Source organism: Nocardia sp. JCM 38205, assembly GCF_058222935.1.
This window is the reverse complement of the sequence record NZ_JBYHFL010000006.1, coordinates 178,374-192,877: the sequence shown is the minus strand read 5'-3', so window position 1 is coordinate 192,877 and position 14,504 is coordinate 178,374. Positions and strand designations below refer to the sequence as shown.

The 14,504-nt window shown below is 68.5% G+C and carries 14 protein-coding genes; 10 read left to right on the top strand and 4 right to left on the bottom strand.

What is annotated here, in order from left to right; all coding sequences use genetic code 11:
* The first annotated feature begins 137 nt into the window (after positions 1 to 137).
* The 3 genes from AC4HOU_RS22580 to AC4HOU_RS22570 are packed head-to-tail and all read left to right on the top strand — an operon-like array spanning position 138 to position 3,176.
* Entirely contained in the window at positions 138 to 1,136 is a 999-nt protein-coding gene (locus tag AC4HOU_RS22580; protein WP_490725154.1) for an RsbRD N-terminal domain-containing protein, read from the top strand.
* Between the two features lie 43 nt (positions 1,137 to 1,179).
* Positions 1,180 to 2,130, top strand: a complete 951-nt coding sequence (locus AC4HOU_RS22575) for an acyl-ACP desaturase (protein ID WP_195019290.1) — start codon at positions 1,180 to 1,182, stop codon at positions 2,128 to 2,130.
* A complete protein-coding gene (locus AC4HOU_RS22570; protein ID WP_163814931.1) occupies positions 2,127 to 3,176 on the top strand; it encodes an alpha/beta hydrolase in 1,050 nt (349 codons plus the stop codon). Before AC4HOU_RS22575 ends, AC4HOU_RS22570 begins: the two co-directional genes overlap by 4 nt.
* A 3-nt stretch (positions 3,177 to 3,179) precedes the next feature.
* On the opposite strand, the gene AC4HOU_RS22565 is transcribed toward AC4HOU_RS22570, so the two are convergent.
* Both AC4HOU_RS22565 and AC4HOU_RS22560 read right to left on the bottom strand, forming a co-directional pair.
* Positions 3,180 to 4,217: a fused (3R)-hydroxyacyl-ACP dehydratase subunits HadA/HadB gene (locus tag AC4HOU_RS22565; RefSeq protein WP_195019291.1), complete on the bottom strand. Its 1,038-nt coding sequence runs from the start codon at positions 4,215 to 4,217 to the stop codon at positions 3,180 to 3,182.
* Between the two features lie 46 nt (positions 4,218 to 4,263).
* On the bottom strand, positions 4,264 to 4,884 hold the full coding sequence (locus AC4HOU_RS22560; RefSeq protein ID WP_228815068.1) for a YdcF family protein: 621 nt from the start codon (positions 4,882 to 4,884) through the stop codon (positions 4,264 to 4,266).
* A gap of 393 nt (positions 4,885 to 5,277) precedes the next feature.
* Here AC4HOU_RS22560 and AC4HOU_RS22555 point away from each other — a divergent pair, with 393 nt between their 5' ends.
* From AC4HOU_RS22555 to AC4HOU_RS22545, 3 genes are all read left to right on the top strand, one after another.
* On the top strand, positions 5,278 to 6,471 hold the full coding sequence (locus AC4HOU_RS22555) for an esterase/lipase family protein (RefSeq protein WP_195019293.1): 1,194 nt from the start codon (positions 5,278 to 5,280) through the stop codon (positions 6,469 to 6,471).
* A gap of 803 nt (positions 6,472 to 7,274) precedes the next feature.
* Positions 7,275 to 8,516 carry an oxygenase MpaB family protein gene (locus AC4HOU_RS22550; protein ID WP_163817485.1) on the top strand — a complete coding sequence of 414 codons (1,242 nt, stop codon included), beginning with the start codon at positions 7,275 to 7,277 and terminating at the stop codon, positions 8,514 to 8,516.
* Positions 8,517 to 8,548: 32 nt separating this feature from the next.
* The gene (locus tag AC4HOU_RS22545; RefSeq protein WP_194989827.1) at positions 8,549 to 8,860 is read left to right on the top strand and encodes a hypothetical protein; all 312 of its coding nucleotides are present in this window, start codon (positions 8,549 to 8,551) and stop codon (positions 8,858 to 8,860) included.
* A gap of 32 nt (positions 8,861 to 8,892) precedes the next feature.
* Here the strand turns inward: AC4HOU_RS22545 and AC4HOU_RS22540 are convergent, their stop codons facing one another.
* Positions 8,893 to 10,140, bottom strand: coding sequence for a Glu/Leu/Phe/Val dehydrogenase dimerization domain-containing protein (locus AC4HOU_RS22540; protein ID WP_228815069.1), 1,248 nt, complete (start codon positions 10,138 to 10,140; stop codon positions 8,893 to 8,895).
* Between the two features lie 216 nt (positions 10,141 to 10,356).
* Here AC4HOU_RS22540 and AC4HOU_RS22535 point away from each other — a divergent pair, with 216 nt between their 5' ends.
* Positions 10,357 to 11,307 (top strand): LysR family transcriptional regulator, encoded by a 951-nt coding sequence (locus AC4HOU_RS22535; RefSeq protein ID WP_194989826.1) that lies wholly within the window; start codon positions 10,357 to 10,359, stop codon positions 11,305 to 11,307.
* Positions 11,308 to 11,331: 24 nt separating this feature from the next.
* Here the strand turns inward: AC4HOU_RS22535 and AC4HOU_RS22530 are convergent, their stop codons facing one another.
* The gene (locus AC4HOU_RS22530) at positions 11,332 to 11,793 is read right to left on the bottom strand and encodes a hypothetical protein (protein WP_163817479.1); all 462 of its coding nucleotides are present in this window, start codon (positions 11,791 to 11,793) and stop codon (positions 11,332 to 11,334) included.
* A gap of 224 nt (positions 11,794 to 12,017) precedes the next feature.
* Between AC4HOU_RS22530 and AC4HOU_RS22525 the strand changes: the two genes are divergently transcribed.
* From AC4HOU_RS22525 to AC4HOU_RS22515, 3 genes are all read left to right on the top strand, one after another.
* Positions 12,018 to 12,494 (top strand): SLOG cluster 4 domain-containing protein, encoded by a 477-nt coding sequence (locus AC4HOU_RS22525; RefSeq protein WP_228815070.1) that lies wholly within the window; start codon positions 12,018 to 12,020, stop codon positions 12,492 to 12,494.
* A gap of 260 nt (positions 12,495 to 12,754) precedes the next feature.
* Entirely contained in the window at positions 12,755 to 13,783 is a 1,029-nt protein-coding gene (locus tag AC4HOU_RS22520; RefSeq protein WP_195019294.1) for an alpha/beta hydrolase, read from the top strand.
* Positions 13,784 to 13,956: 173 nt separating this feature from the next.
* Positions 13,957 to 14,433, top strand: coding sequence for an HAD-IIIC family phosphatase (locus AC4HOU_RS22515; protein WP_163817475.1), 477 nt, complete (start codon positions 13,957 to 13,959; stop codon positions 14,431 to 14,433).
* Positions 14,434 to 14,504: the final 71 nt, after the last annotated feature.

Sequence of the window (14,504 nt, the reverse complement as noted above, 5' to 3'; positions counted from 1 at the left end):
TCGTGCGGATCATCGTACTCGTGGCCCGTTATCTGATTGTGATTCCGCCCAACCGGCCAGGATCGCGCTCATGACTTCTCCGATTCCCCGACGCTGTGGGCAATTTCGGCGCCGATCACCGATAACGTCCGGTAGTCATGATGGGCACACAGGCCGGCGCGGATATCTCGAGCCTGGAAGCGGAACTCGTGCGATTCCTGAGGCGCCGCAGAAACGGCACGTCCGGTGGCGACCTCGCGGCCACGGTGCGGCAGTGCCTGGCCGAAGCGGTGCAGCAGATGCATCCGCGCACCGCACGCCCTGGTGCGGGCGCCGCATCGATCGCGGGGTCCGCGGCACGCTGGGCACGGGAGGGGATCGCCCTCGAAACGGTGCTCGGCGCTTATCACGAGGGGATTCGGCAGGGGCTGGAATTCCTGGCCGATCACACCACCGCCGACGACGCGCCCGACGATTCGGCGCAGCGACTGCTGGCAGGCACCCAGCTGATGGTGCGGGTGCTGGAACTGGCCACGGTCACCGCCTCGGCGGCCTACCTCGACGAGCACCGCCTCGTCGCTCGCGAACATCAGACCGCCGCCCAGACCCTGGTCTCGGCGCTGCTGAGCGGTCACGGGGCCAGCGCGCTGGCCAGGCGCACGGGCATCGCGGTGGCCCCGGCCTACCAGGTGGTGGCCCTGGCGATCCCGCCGCATCCGGACGAACTCGATCCCGGGATCGGGGCGGTATCGGCGGGCAGGCGCAAATTGCGCCGCGTACAGGCCGCTCTGGCGGCACCGCTGGGGTCGCGATCGCTGTCGTTGCTGTCGGCCGACGGCGGCACCGTGCTGATCCCGCAGGATCCCGCCAGCGCCTTCGCGCCGTCGCCCGCGATGACCGGCGAGGTGCTCGAAGTGGTCGGCGAAGCCGCCGAAGTGGCGCTCACCGCGGTGGTGATCAGCGGCGCCACCGAGCGCATCCCCGAACTGGCCGGCCGTGCCCACGACGTGCTCGAACACGTGCGCGGCGCGGGGCATCCGGCAGGGCTCTACCGGATCACCGAAGGCAACGACGCGGACAGCGGCGAGGCGGGCCAATGGCGGTATCTGCCGGTCGGCGGCGCGGCGGCCGCCGCACGCATCGGCCGCTCCGCTTGAGCGGCGTCCGACGCCGAATCCGCCCCGGGACAAGGAGAACATTGTGACCACCGCGCTGACCGACCGCGATATCCTGCGCGAGTTGGAGCCGATCGCCGAGCGCCAGCTCGAGGACCATCTGCGCAAGGCCAAGGCCTGGCATCCGCACGACTATGTGCCCTGGGACGACGGGCGCAATTTCGCGGCTCTCGGCGGCATCGACTGGGAACCGGGACAGTCGAACCTGTCGGAAGTCGCGCGCGTCGCGATGGTCACCAATCTGCTGACCGAGGACAATCTGCCGTCTTACCATCGGGAATTGGCCGACACCTTCACTCAGGACGGGGTGTGGGGCACCTGGGTGGGCCGGTGGACCGCGGAGGAGAACCGGCATTCCATCGTGATGCGCGACTATCTGGTGGTGACCAGGGCGGTCGACCCGGTCGCGCTGGAACAGGCCCGCATGGCGCATATGACCACCGGTGTGGCGAAACCGGAGAAGGGCTCGCAATTCCTGCGCTCCACCGCCTACGTCACCTTCCAGGAGCTGGCGACGCGGATCAGCCATCGCAATACCGGAATCGCCTGTCAGGAACCGATTGCCGAACGGATGCTGCAGCGCATCGCCGCCGACGAAAACCTGCACATGATCTTCTATCGCACGATCAGCGGCACCGCACTGGATCTCGCGCCCGACGACATGCTCTGCGCGATCACCGATGTGGTGACCCGGTTTCAGATGCCCGGCCTCACCCAACCCGATTTCCGGCGCAATTCGGTGCTGTTGGCCAAGCACGGAATCTACGACCTGCGCCAGCACCTGGATGTGGTGCTGCGCCCGGTGCTGCGGGCCTGGCGGATCTTCGAACGCAGCGATCTCGGCGCCGCGGGCGAACGCGCCCGCGACGAACTGCACACCTTCCTCGACGATCTCGAGCGGCGTGCCCTGCGGTTCGAGGGACGGCGCGAGGCCGCGGCCGCGCGCCGGGCGGAACGGGCCGCCGCGGCCGGATGAGCACACGAATACCGGTGACAGCGGCGGCGATGGCGATGGTCGCCGCCGTCTGCGTGACGCCCGCGGCCGCGTTGCCGGCGCAGACCGCGCCGGGCCTGCGCTCGCCTGGGCCGAGCACCGAATCCGTCGTCACCCGAACCTCGCTGGTCCGCATCGAAGTGCTCGGCAAGCAGCGCATCCGGCTGCATATCGCGTCCGCGGCGATGCGGCGTGTCATCGCCATCGACACCCTGATCGGCACCGGCCCGGCGCCGCGTCCGACGCTGTATCTGCTCGACGGTGTCGACGGGGAGCAGACCTCGGGCTGGCTGACCAAGGGCGGGGCCGCGGAATTTTTCGCCGACAAACCGGTCGACGTCGTGCTCACCACCGGCGGCACCGGCAGCATGTACAGCGACTGGGTGCGCTCGGATGCGGCGCTCGGCCTGAACCGCTGGGAAACCTTCCTCACCGAAGAGCTACCGCCGCTGGTGGAAACCTATCTCGGCGGCACCGGCGTCCGGGCGATCGCCGGGGTGTCGATGGGTGCGCAGGCGGCGATGATGCTCACCCAACGGCATCCGGGAATGTATCGGGCGGTGGCGGGGATGAGCGGATGCTATTCGACCGCAGATCCGCTGGGCCGCGCCGTCACCACCATCACCGTCGCCTCCCGCGGCGGGAACCCGGAGAACCTGTGGGGGCCGCCATCGTCACCGGAGTGGGCCGCCCACGACAGCCTGCTCGGCGCCGAGCAATTGCGCGGCACCGCGATCTACCTGTCCGCGGCCACCGGCGCGCCGACCGGCGTCGATCTGACCGAGGTGGCGCGGGCGCCCGATATCGTCGCGGCCCTGGGGGAGATGGGCGGCGGTGCGGCGCTGGAGGCGGGCGCGCGCTCGTGCACCGAACGTCTCGCCGCCCGGCTGGACGAACTCGGCATTCCCGCCACCGTGGAGCTGCTGGACGCCGGCATGCACACCTGGCCCGATTTCCGGGCGCAGCTGCCACGCACCTGGCCGACGCTGGCGACAGCGCTGGAAGTGCCGCGCACTCCAGCGCGCTGAAACTCATTCGGCGAAGCGCACTTCGGCGGCGGCGTAGCCGAACAGTTTGCGCCCATCCGAGCGCGCGTCGATGGCGATGGTGCCGCGGCGCCCACGCGGATCGAGCGAGGTGATCCGTCCGCTGAACTCGATCGGGCTCGACGCCAGCGCCGGCACCCGCAGATAGTGGGTGTTGTGCGCGAATTGCGCGCGCAGCCGGGTCACCGCCGCCGGGTCGCCGAGCCAGGAGCTCAGATAGCCCGCGGCCAGACCGAGCTTGAGCATGCCCGGTGCCACCACGGTGGGCAGCCCGCATTCGATGGCTGAGCGTTCGTCGAACAGTACCGGGTTCGTATCCCCCGTGACCCCCGCGTAGTTCACCAGATCACCACGAGACAGCCACTGCACCCGGGCCGGTAGGACGGCGCCGACTCGTAGCGTCGAGGGATCGATGGCGGTGCGCGGGACATGGGGCGGCGACATGGCCGTGACGACCTCCGAACCGGCTTCGGTGATGGTGCCGGGCACGGTGTCCGCGCGTGCGTCGGTCATCGCCACCCGGCGCACCGCCTCACCCAGGCGCTCGGCCTCACCGGTGCGGGCCAGCAACGCCGTCGATCCGGTCTGCACCACCTGGCCCTTGGCATCGGTGAGGACGCTCTTGATCGCCATGACGTCGTAATCGGCGAAATGGCGGAACGATTCGAAGTAGATATCGCAGGTCAGCTCGTCGCCGGCGATGAGCGGGCGGCCGATGTCGATCACCTGATCGGCGTGCAGAATCCGGGCGGGGTCGTAGCCGGTGAGCACCGTGTCCAGGATTTCGCGGTGCACTCGGAGCAGGATGATCGACGCGAACGTCGCCGGTGCGATCAGGCCGGGATACCCCAGTGCGGCTGCGGCGGATTCGTGCCGATGGGCCGGGTGGCGGTCCTGCACCGCGCGGGCGTATTCACGAATCTTCTCCCGGCCCACGGTGTATCGGTGCGAGGACCGGTAGCGGTGGTCGAGCAGCGCCCGTACCTGATCGGCGGGGGCTACTGTCGTGGCTGCCTCGGACATCTGTGCTCCTCAGAATGCGCTCGGAACGGGGATGGGCAGGTCGGGCTCAGCGCATGGGGCCGAACACCCAGGCGGGAACGGGGTTGTGGTCGGGGGTGACGGCGCTGGCCACCGGGACGCCGGCACCGAGGAAACTGGCGACCGCACGGTCGATGTGGTCGGCAGAGGTGACCACCACGGCGTCACGGGCACCGATTTCCTGCATGATCCGCGCCGAATGGTGCGCGTTCTGCACGGTGTCGACGGCCGCCGCCTCCAGATGCACCCGCTCGGCCGGAATGCCGTGGCGTACCAGCCAGTCCGCCATCGCGACCGCCTCGCTGACGCCGTTGCGCGGGTTGCCGCCGGTGACGATGATCGGTGAGCCCGGCGCCAGCAGGGCCTGGACGTATCCGGCGCGCAGGCGCGCGATCAGCTCGGGCCGCATGCTGCCGTCGGGGAGTAGACCGTAGCCGAGGATCACGATCGCGGTGCCCGGCCCGTGCACCTGGGCCAGTGGACCGGAGACGAATTCGGCCGAGCCGGTCGAATCGGCCGCCGCCGCAGGCGGTTGCAGGCCGGACCCGATCACGGCGGCCGCGCCGAGCAACGTGCAGGCGGTGAGCCGCAGGCCGAGTCGTCGGCGCCGGGGCCTGCCTGCGGGCCGTGGGCGGGTCGGCGATGCCATCGAGTCGATCATGGGCGCTCCCAGAAAATGTGCCGAGTGGTTGCCACCGTCGGCGGAAATGTACTGCTCCATGATTCGGCACCGCGTGGTGAATATGTCGTGATCTGTTGGTTATCTGGAGGATTCACCGATTTTCGCGGCCGCTTTTCGTGTCGATCCACGTGCGGTTGTGATGGCGTACCTGCCGCGGCTTTGCGGCGCTGTGAAATTCACCGTGGCCGCGGGCGCGGGATATCTGTGCCCGGTCCCTAAGGGCGGGCAACGGCGTTCGTGAGGTTTCCAGACACCGTTGCCGCACGGCGGTTTCAGGGGCGTGCGGACTTAGCGTTGGCGCAGTTTCCGTGCCGTCGACCGGCACGTCGGCACTGGATCGTATGTTCAGGAAGGCATGTGATGAGACGTAGTACCTCTGGCCGGTTGTGGCGTTCGGTGGTGGTGGCGGGCGCGGTGGCGCTGGCGTTGACGTCGGTGGGTGGTCGGGCTGCGGCTGCGCCGACGGAGCAGGATTTGGCCGATTATATTGCGGCGGGTCGGTCGGTGGCGGGGCCGGTGGCTGATTCGGGGTCGAGTTCGGGGTCGGCGTGTGATTCGGGGTCGGGTGCGGGGTCGGGTAATGGTTCCGGTGATTGTTACGGCGGGTCCGGGAGTAGTTCGGGGTCTTCGGGTGGGTATGCCTCCGACACGGTCGGGTGGGGTCCGGCGCAGACGTCGTGGCTGGCGGCATTCGCCTATGGGCTGGCCAATGGTGATGCGGCGCCGCCGGGGGCCAATGACTGGAATTGCAAGCCGACGCCCGAGCATCCGCGGCCGGTGTTGTTGATCCATGGCACGTGGATGAACGCCTACAACGGTTACGCCTATATGGGTCAGCCGATCAAGGATGCCGGGTTCTGCACCTTCACCTTCAACTACGGGCGGTCGAACCTGCTCGAGGGTGGTGGCCTGGGGTCGGTGTTGCCGGGGGTGATGGGCACCGGCTACATCCAGGACTCGGCCAAGCAGTTGGCGGTGTTCGTCGATCGGGTGCTGGCCGCCACCGGTGCCTCCGAGGTCGATATCGTGGCCCACTCGCAGGGTGGGTCGATGTCGAACTGGTACACCAAGTTCGAAGGCGGTGCGGCGAAGGTGAAGAACCTGATCACCTACGGCGCCACCCATCACGGCACCAGCCTGGACGGGATCGGCGCGCTGGGGCGTGCGATCAACAACCTGGGCATCGATATCCTCGGGTTCATCGAGATCTTCGTCGGGCATGCCGGGATCCAGCAGACCATCGGTTCGGACTTCGTCAACCAACTCAACGCAGGTGGTGACACCGTGGCGGGGGTGGATTACACGATCGTGGGTTCCCGCTACGACGAGATCACCAACCCCTACGACCTGACCTTTTTGAAGCCGGGTCCGGGTGCCACCGTCCGCAACATCACCCTGCAGGACGGTTGCGAACAAGACATCTCCGACCACCTGACCATGATGTATTCCCCCCGCGCGCTGTCGATCGCGTTGAATGCCCTGGATCCGGTGCAGTTCCCGCAACTGCAATGCACCTTCAACCCCTGGCTCATCGGCGGCGGCGGACAACTCTGACCACCCCCCTAGACCGGCACCCACCGGACCGGATCGACTAGCGACTCCGGCGACCGGCCCGATGGCTGCCAGGCCGCCGTGCCCAGCGTGCCGGCGGACGGGAGACCCCTCAACCCGCCCCTGTCCGTCCTCCGCATCGAGCGCGCGGCGGAAAGTGCCCACCGAACGGCCGAAACGCACCCGGCCGTTCGGTGGGCATGCGGCGTTTCCGGGGTACGTCGAGAGCCGGTCCGATCGGGCCGGCTCTCGACGCCATGATGGACCGACACTGGGACCGAGGCGAGGCCGTCGGCCTCCATCGACCACCGATGGCGGCCGACGGCCTGTGTTGTGCGCATTTCGGCGCCGGAACAGGATCCGGCGGCGCACGCGGAATTCGTCGCCAAGTCTCGCTGCCGCCCTGACCCCAGACGTGGCGATGGCGGTAGGCGCGATGGACCGAACGCGGTGAGGTTCACGGTCGATGGACGTTCTCGGTTGTACTAAGTTACTGGGCATTGCTGGCGCCTATTGCCCCGTGTGCGGCTGGGGCCGCGGTGCCGGGCGGCCTCTCCGCATCACAGCGCACTTCATCTGCGGAACGCGGTTCTCCCTGGTGATGCGTGTCCGTTCAGCGTTGTTGATCATGTCCGTGCGGACCGACTGCTGACGGAAGGGGAGTGGACGCACCGTTGCTCCGAAAACGTGTACAAGGTTACGGCGCCCTGTTAAGTTAATGACTATTCCGCGATGTCGCGGAGGTGGCGTCCGGGCCGCCCTCCGCGTGATCGGGATCTGCTTGTACTCGATGAGGAGTGGACGTCATGGATGCAATCAACAGGCGTAATGCGTTGAAGGCCGGGGGGATTCTGGGGGCGATCGGCGCCATGGCGGTGGTCTCGCCTGCCCGCGCGCAGCCCTGGACCTGGTCGCCGAACGGTTCGGTCGCCGGATCCGGGACCGGCGCCGATCCGATGACGGTGTGGGATCCCGAGGCCGACGAACTGGTCGCTGGTCTGATCGACCGTGGCGAAGTCCCCAGGGTCAACGAGTTGCTGCGCACCTGGACCAGAAACGGTCAACCGCTGCCCGACGGGTTGCCGCCGCAACTGCGCGACTTCATGGAGTACGCCCGGCAGATGCCGCACTGGACCGATCCGGCGAAACTGGGCACCGCGATCGAGTTCAACAAGAAGCGCGGGCTCTACCTCGGCGTGCTCTACGGCTTCGCCAGCGGAATGATGAGCACCGTCATCCCGAAGGAAGCCCGCGCGGTCTATTACTCCAAGGGCGGCCACGACCTGAAGGACCGCATCACCAAGACCGCCAAACTCGGCTACGACATCGGCAGCAACAACGCCTACGCCCCGGACGGGGAAATGGTCGTCACCTGCGTCAAGACGCGGTTGGTGCATGCGGCGGTGCGGCATCTGCTTCCGCAATCTCCGCACTGGGTGCAGTCGGCCGAGGAAGACATTCCGATCAGCCAGAACGACATGATGGTGACCTGGCACAGCCTGCCGACGACCGTCATGAAGCACCTGACCAATTGGAAGGTGCCGATCCCGCCGCACGAGTCGGAGGCGTTCCTGCATTCCTGGCAGGTCGCCGGGCACATGCTCGGTATCCGCGACGAGTACATCCCCAATTCCTGGCCCGAAGCCAATTCCCAAGCGGCGCAGGTTCTCGACCCGATCCTCGCCGCGACCCCGGAAGGGGCGCGGCTGGCCGACCGGCTGCTCGGCCTCGGCGCCAACGTCGATTTCGCCATCCTCAGCAAGCCGGTGCTCGGCTCGTTCACCCGGTTCCTGCTGGGCGACCGCATCGCCGACGGGCTGGCCATTCCGCGTGAACCGGTCTGGGATCCGCTGCTGCGGTTGAGCTGGGGGCCGTTCATCGCGGTGCGCGAAGGCGTGCTGACCGTGGCACCGCCGACGGCGGAGGTGTACTGGCTGTTCGACGAATTCCTGCGCAAGGGCGCGCTGACGTATCTGTCCGAGCTGCGGATGCCGATCAGCATCGAAATCCCGACCATGAACCGCGATATGAGCAAGCCGCATCGCTGACCACCCGATTCATCGAATAAAGGAGCGCGACAGTGCGTAATTCCCTCCGTTGTGCCGCGGCCTCACTCGCGGCGGCTTCCCTGGTCGGCGCCGCGGCCGGTGCGAACGCCGACGCCGGGTCCGCGGCTTCGGTCACGCCGGTGGCCGAGGCAGGTACCGGATCGTCCATGCTCGACGCTGGCTCCTCGGCCGCGCGATCGGCCGGAGTCCTTGCGCAGCAGGGCGACATCATCGGCATCATCGTGCTGCTCGGCATCACCCCGTTCCAGATGCTCACCAGCGGCATCTGCGATCTGGCCACCGGTTCCGGGCTCGGGAATCCCTGCTCGCCCTCACGGTATTGATCCGCGGCGCCGATGGACCGCTCCGGCGCCGATCAGGGGATGACGACCGGCCCCTGGATCGGTGCCGGATCGTCGGCCCATCGCTGCCCGGCCTCGCGCGGGGTGAGACCCTGCTCGGCCCGGGCCGCCAAGAGCTGGGCGACCTTGGTGTGCATGATGGTGCGCAGCCGGTCGAACGAGGTGTCCGGGTTGTCGTCGACCTCACCGAGCAGCAGCCACCACGCCCAGGCCACCGCGCCGGCATTGGCGACGAAATCCGGCACCACCGGGATGCCACGGGCGGCGAGCATGGCCTCGGCCTCCGGTGTGGTGGCGGCGTTCGCGGCCTCGACCACGACCCGGGCCCGGACGCCGAAGGAATTGTCCGGAGTGATCGCGTACGAGATGGCCGCGGGCACCAGAATGTCGGCGTCGCAGGACAAGATCGCGCCACGCGGCAGCTGTTCGATGCCCGCGGGCAGCCGGTTGCGGTCGATCTCGCCGTAGCCGTCGCGCAGCTCGAGCAGCGCCGGAATGTCGAGGCCGGCGGCGCGGTAGAGCGTGCCTGCGGCGTCGGCGACGGCGGTGACCGTCATCCCGGCCTCGTGCAGGTAGTAGGCCGCGGCTCCGCCCATGGTGCCGATGCCCTGGATCGCCACCCTCGTCCGGGCCGGCGCCTGCCCCCACCAGACCGCGACCGCCAAGCAGGCGTGAGCGACGCCGTATCCGCCGATCACATCGCCGAGCAGGAAACCGCCGTCGACCGCCGCGTCGAGCCCGCGGCGCACCCGGGCCAGCGTGGCGGCCGGGTCGTCGGCGCGACGGATCGCGGCATGATAGCTCTGCCCGAGGCCGAGCTTGTCGAACACCGCATCGATCAGATGTTGCGGAACACCGAGATCCTCGGCGGTGACCCAATGCGCGTCCAGCCACGGGCGCATCGCCTCGCAGAACCGTTCCAGCACCTCGATCGCCCGCGGATCCTTGGGGTCGAAGTCGATTCCGCCCTTGGCTCCGCCGACCGGTAGGTCGAAGGTGGCGGTCTTGGCCGCCATGCCGCGCGCCAGGTCCTCCACCTCGCTCATCGTGCATCCGGCGCGCATCCGGGTGCCGCCGGTGGCCAGCCCGGCGCGCAGGGTGTGCACGACCAGATAGCCGGTGGCGCCGGTGAGCGAATCGGTCCATTGCAAGCGCAGATACGGTTCGGTCCGGCGAACAGCAGCGCTGGGCGGCGTCGGCGCGCATCCAGCGACATCGCTCACCGGTGCGGGACCGCCGACCGGTTCGTGCATTGTCGTCATGACGGACACCTCCCTGTTCGTGCTCGTTCCGGCCGTCGGGGAATCGCCGCGTCGCGCACACTCCGGTCCGGTTTCGATCCCACCCGATGTGGGTAGGACCTGTGCTGCCCAGCGTGCATTCGCACAGGTCCACCCGTCTATTTACGGTTGGTTCACGGCTGTGTTCACCGTTGCTGCACAGCGCTGCGGGCGGACGGAGCGCTTAGGCTCGGGGACATGGATCTGTCGCTGGCCCGCCTGCGGATGCTGCGCGAGTTGCATCGCCGCGGCACCGTGACCGCGGCCGCGTCGGCGCTGCACTACACCGCCTCGGCGGTGTCGCAACAGCTGGCGCAGCTCGAGCGCGATGTCGGCACCCGGCTGCTGGAGCGGCGTGGACGTCGGGTCCAGCTCACCGACCAAGGAGTGCTGCTGGCCGAGCATGCCGAAGAAATCCTGGCCTCGGTCGAACGCGCCACCCAGGCGCTCGAGGATGCGGCCGAATCGGTGACGGCGAAACTCACCGCCGGGGTGTGGGCTTCGGTGGCTTCCGGTCTGCTGCCCGACGCCCTCAACGCCCTCGCGCGCACCCACCCCGGCATTCTGGTGCGCACCCGTGAACTCGCCCCGGAATCGACCGCCGCGGCGGTCCGTGACGGGGCGCTCGATCTGTCGTTCGTGCTCGACTACTCCAATTACCCGATGGCATGGGACGGCGGCCTGGAACGTGCGGTGATCGCGGTGGAGCGGCTCTACGCCGCGGTACCGGCCGGTGCCGTCCCCGCCACCAGCGTGACGTTGGCCGAGCTGGCCGAATACCCGTGGATTCTGGCGCCGGCCCGCTCGCACTTCGGGCACGCGGTCCGGTTGGCGTTCCAATCGGCAGGGGTGTCGCCGCGGATCGACCACGAGGTGGAGGAGCAGGCCACCGCCATGGCGATGGTCGCTGCCGGGCTCGGCGTCACCCTGGTGTCCGATCTCGGCCTCGCCTTGCGGCCGCCGGGAGTCGACATCATCGCGCTCGGCGACATCCTCACCCGCACCGTGTCGCTGGCCTACCGCACCACCACCGCGCGGCGCGCGGCGCTGCTGCTGGTGGTGGACGCGATCAGGGCCGCTGCTCAGGACAAGGGCCTGGGCGCCGATACCGCGCTACCGGATTCGGCCGAGGCGCCGCCGCCGCGATGACGGGCAGCCGCCGGCGTCATGTCATCAGTTGTCCCAACCGGCCAACGCCGAGGCCAGATCCGGCACCTCCAGAATGTCGATGGCCTGTTGACGCACATCGGGGCAGGTCTGGGTGGTCACCGTGTCGACGATCGAATTGTCACGGATCACCTCGTCGTTGAGCCCTTCATTGCGTGCGGCCCAGTTCTGCACCGTGCCGTTGAAGCTCACCTTGGCCACGGTGGAGCCCTGGTCGCGCCAATTGTCGAGTTCGGGTTCGATCATGTCGCACAGCTGCTGCGCCGCCTGCGGGGTCACGGTGTCCTCGTCTCCGCCGGGTGAGGTCGTCGCCGCCCCCTGGGTGGTCATGGTGATCGTCGGCAGGTCCGGCGTCCGGGGCGCCGGATCGGACCCGTCGTCGTCACCACACCCGGCCAGCACCGCACCCGCCGCCAACGCGGCAGCCGCCACCGTCGATCGCATCAGATAGCCACGGGACCGTTGCATCACTTCTCCTCACAGATAGGGGTACCTGTCGTGGCTGTACCCGATCGATGTACGGGCAACCAGGGGCTGGTAACGCGCCGCCGATCGCGAAGACGATCCGCGCACTCCGAGGCTGCGTCGATAATCGTCCGCAGCGCATCATCGGCCATGGTGGCGCGGCGTATTCGCATCATCAGTGCCGCGCGTAGCGGTGACGCCGGACATTCGAATCGCAAGGAGTGAGGTTGACCCCGATCCAGGTAGCTGTGTGCGGGCCGCGCGAATGCGGCGAGGCCGATGCCGCCAACGCGCGTGCGGTCGGCCGGTTGCTGGCCGAGGCGGGGGCGACGGTGCTGTGCGGGGGTGGTGGCGGGGTGATGGCAGCGGTCGCCGAGGGGGCCTCGAAGGCCGGTGGGCTGGTCATCGGGGTTCGCCCGGGCACCGACCGGGACGGCGTATGCGACGGCTTGTCCGCCGTGCTCTACACGAATATGGGCCAGGCGCGTAACGCCATCCTGGTCTGGTCCGCCGACGCCGTCATCGTCATCGGTGGCTCATGGGGGACATTGTCGGAACTGGCGCTCGCGAACCACCGCGGCGCCGTCCGGGTGGTGACGCTGGGTGGGTGGCGGATTCTCGACGCGAACGGGAAACACGTCGGATCCGGCATCATCGCCACCACTCCCGAATCCGCTGTCGAAGCCGCGCTGGCCCGGGAGTAGCTCACCTGTCTCGCCGTCGGTTACGCGCCGCGCCGCGCCGCGCGGTGTGGTCGCCGGTGGCCGCGCACACCTGGACGACGACGCCGGATTGTGTTGTCTCTCTAGGCGTGAACTCCGCTGTTGGTGAGGTATCCAGAGGCGATCTTGTTCGCCCGGTGACGGCCTCCGCGCGCTCTAGGTTGGTCGGTGATTCACCAGCAGTCGACCAGCTGGACGGCGCCGCGACCGGTCGCCGTCCAGGACAGGAGCTTTCGCGTCTCATGATCGGATCAGGAATGGCCCGCCGTACGCGGGGACGCGTGCTTGCGGTCGCGTTCGCGATGATGGCGGTGGCGCCCGGTGCCGCGGCGGTGGCGCCGAACGCGACGGCCGAGCCCGCATCGTCGATCACCGGATCCTGGGAGGTCGACGACCGCACGGTGCAGCTGCGGGTGCACTCGGCCTCGATGGACACCGACATCATGGTGAACGTGCAGCGGCCCGCGGATCGGTCGGTGCCGCGGCCGACGTTGTATCTGCTCAACGGCGGTGGTGGTGGGCAGGACAGCGCGACCTGGCAGAAGAACACCGATGTGCTGCGGTTCCTGGCCGACAAGGATGTCAACGTGGTGCAGCCGATCGGCGGGCGATGGAGCTACTACACCGACTGGCGTGCCCGTGATCCGAAACTCGGTGTGTACAAGTGGAAGACGTTCCTCACCGAGGAACTGCCGCCACTGATCGACGCGGAATTCGGCACCACCGGCGTCAACGCCATCGCCGGGCTGTCGACCTCCGGTACCTCGGTGCTGCAGCTGCCCATCGCCAAACCCGGCCTGTACCGCGCCGTCGCGGCCTACAGCGGGTGCGCGCAGATCAGCGATCCGATCGGGCAGCAGTTCGTGAAGATGGCGGTGGAGTCGTGGGGCGGTGGTGACACCGACAACATGTACGGCCCGCCCGGAGACCCGATGTGGGCCGCCAACGACCCGTATGTCAATGCCGAGGGATTGCGCGGGCTGAAGTTGTTCATCTCCACCGGCACCGGCATCCCGGGGATGTTCGACGTGTACAACGGCACCCACATGCAGCCGGGTCCGCGTGGTTTCGCCAATCAGCTGGTGCTGGGCGGGTTGATCGAGGCGGCGGTGAACTGGTGCACCCACAATCTGCGCGACCGGCTGCATCAGCTGGGCATTCCGGCCACCTTCGATTTCCAGCCCACCGGCACCCATTCGTGGGGGTATTGGCAGCAGGCGATGAAGGACTCGTGGCCGGTGCTGGCCGACGGCCTGGGGTTGCCGCGATGACGGCGCGCGCACGAGTGGTCGTCGGGTGATGGGTATGGGTAGCATCGTCCCGGCCGCGTCGGCCCGGGAAAGCTGGGTCTTGCCCGGCCCGTGCCGTGCGCTGGATGGTGTGCTGGACCCGCCTGCCGTGTTCGGCGCGGCAACAGCGATACGAGACCGATAGGGGCGCCGAGATGCAACCGGCACTGCGATGTCTTGTCTGGGAACTGGACAACACGCTGTGGGACGGCGTCGTCTACGACGGCACGGCCGGCGCGTTGGATCGTTCCGCTCTGCGCACGCTGCGGATGCTGAGCGAACGCGGAATGTGGCATGCGGTGGCCAGCCGGGGCGACCGGACGCGCACCACGGACATGCTGCGCAGGCACGGACTGCTCGAGATGTTCTCCGTCGTCGAGATCGGCTGGGGCCGTAAGTCTTCGGCGATCGTCCGGATCAGCCACACCCTCGGGCTGCGATTGGACTCCATCGGATTCGTCGATCCCGAACCGGTGGAACGGGCGGAAGTGGCGCGGGCGTTGCCGCTGGTGCGTTGCTATGCGGCGCGCAATGCGGGCATGCTGCTCAACCATCCCGACTTCCGGCCGGTGGTGCGCCCCGACCGCGATCCCACGCCGCCGCTGGGATTCGCCCGGGTGCCCGCCCTCTGAACCACCCGCGCGCCACCTTCCCGCTCGCGACCGGGAGACCGGATCTCAGCGAGAACGCTGCCGCGCGACGC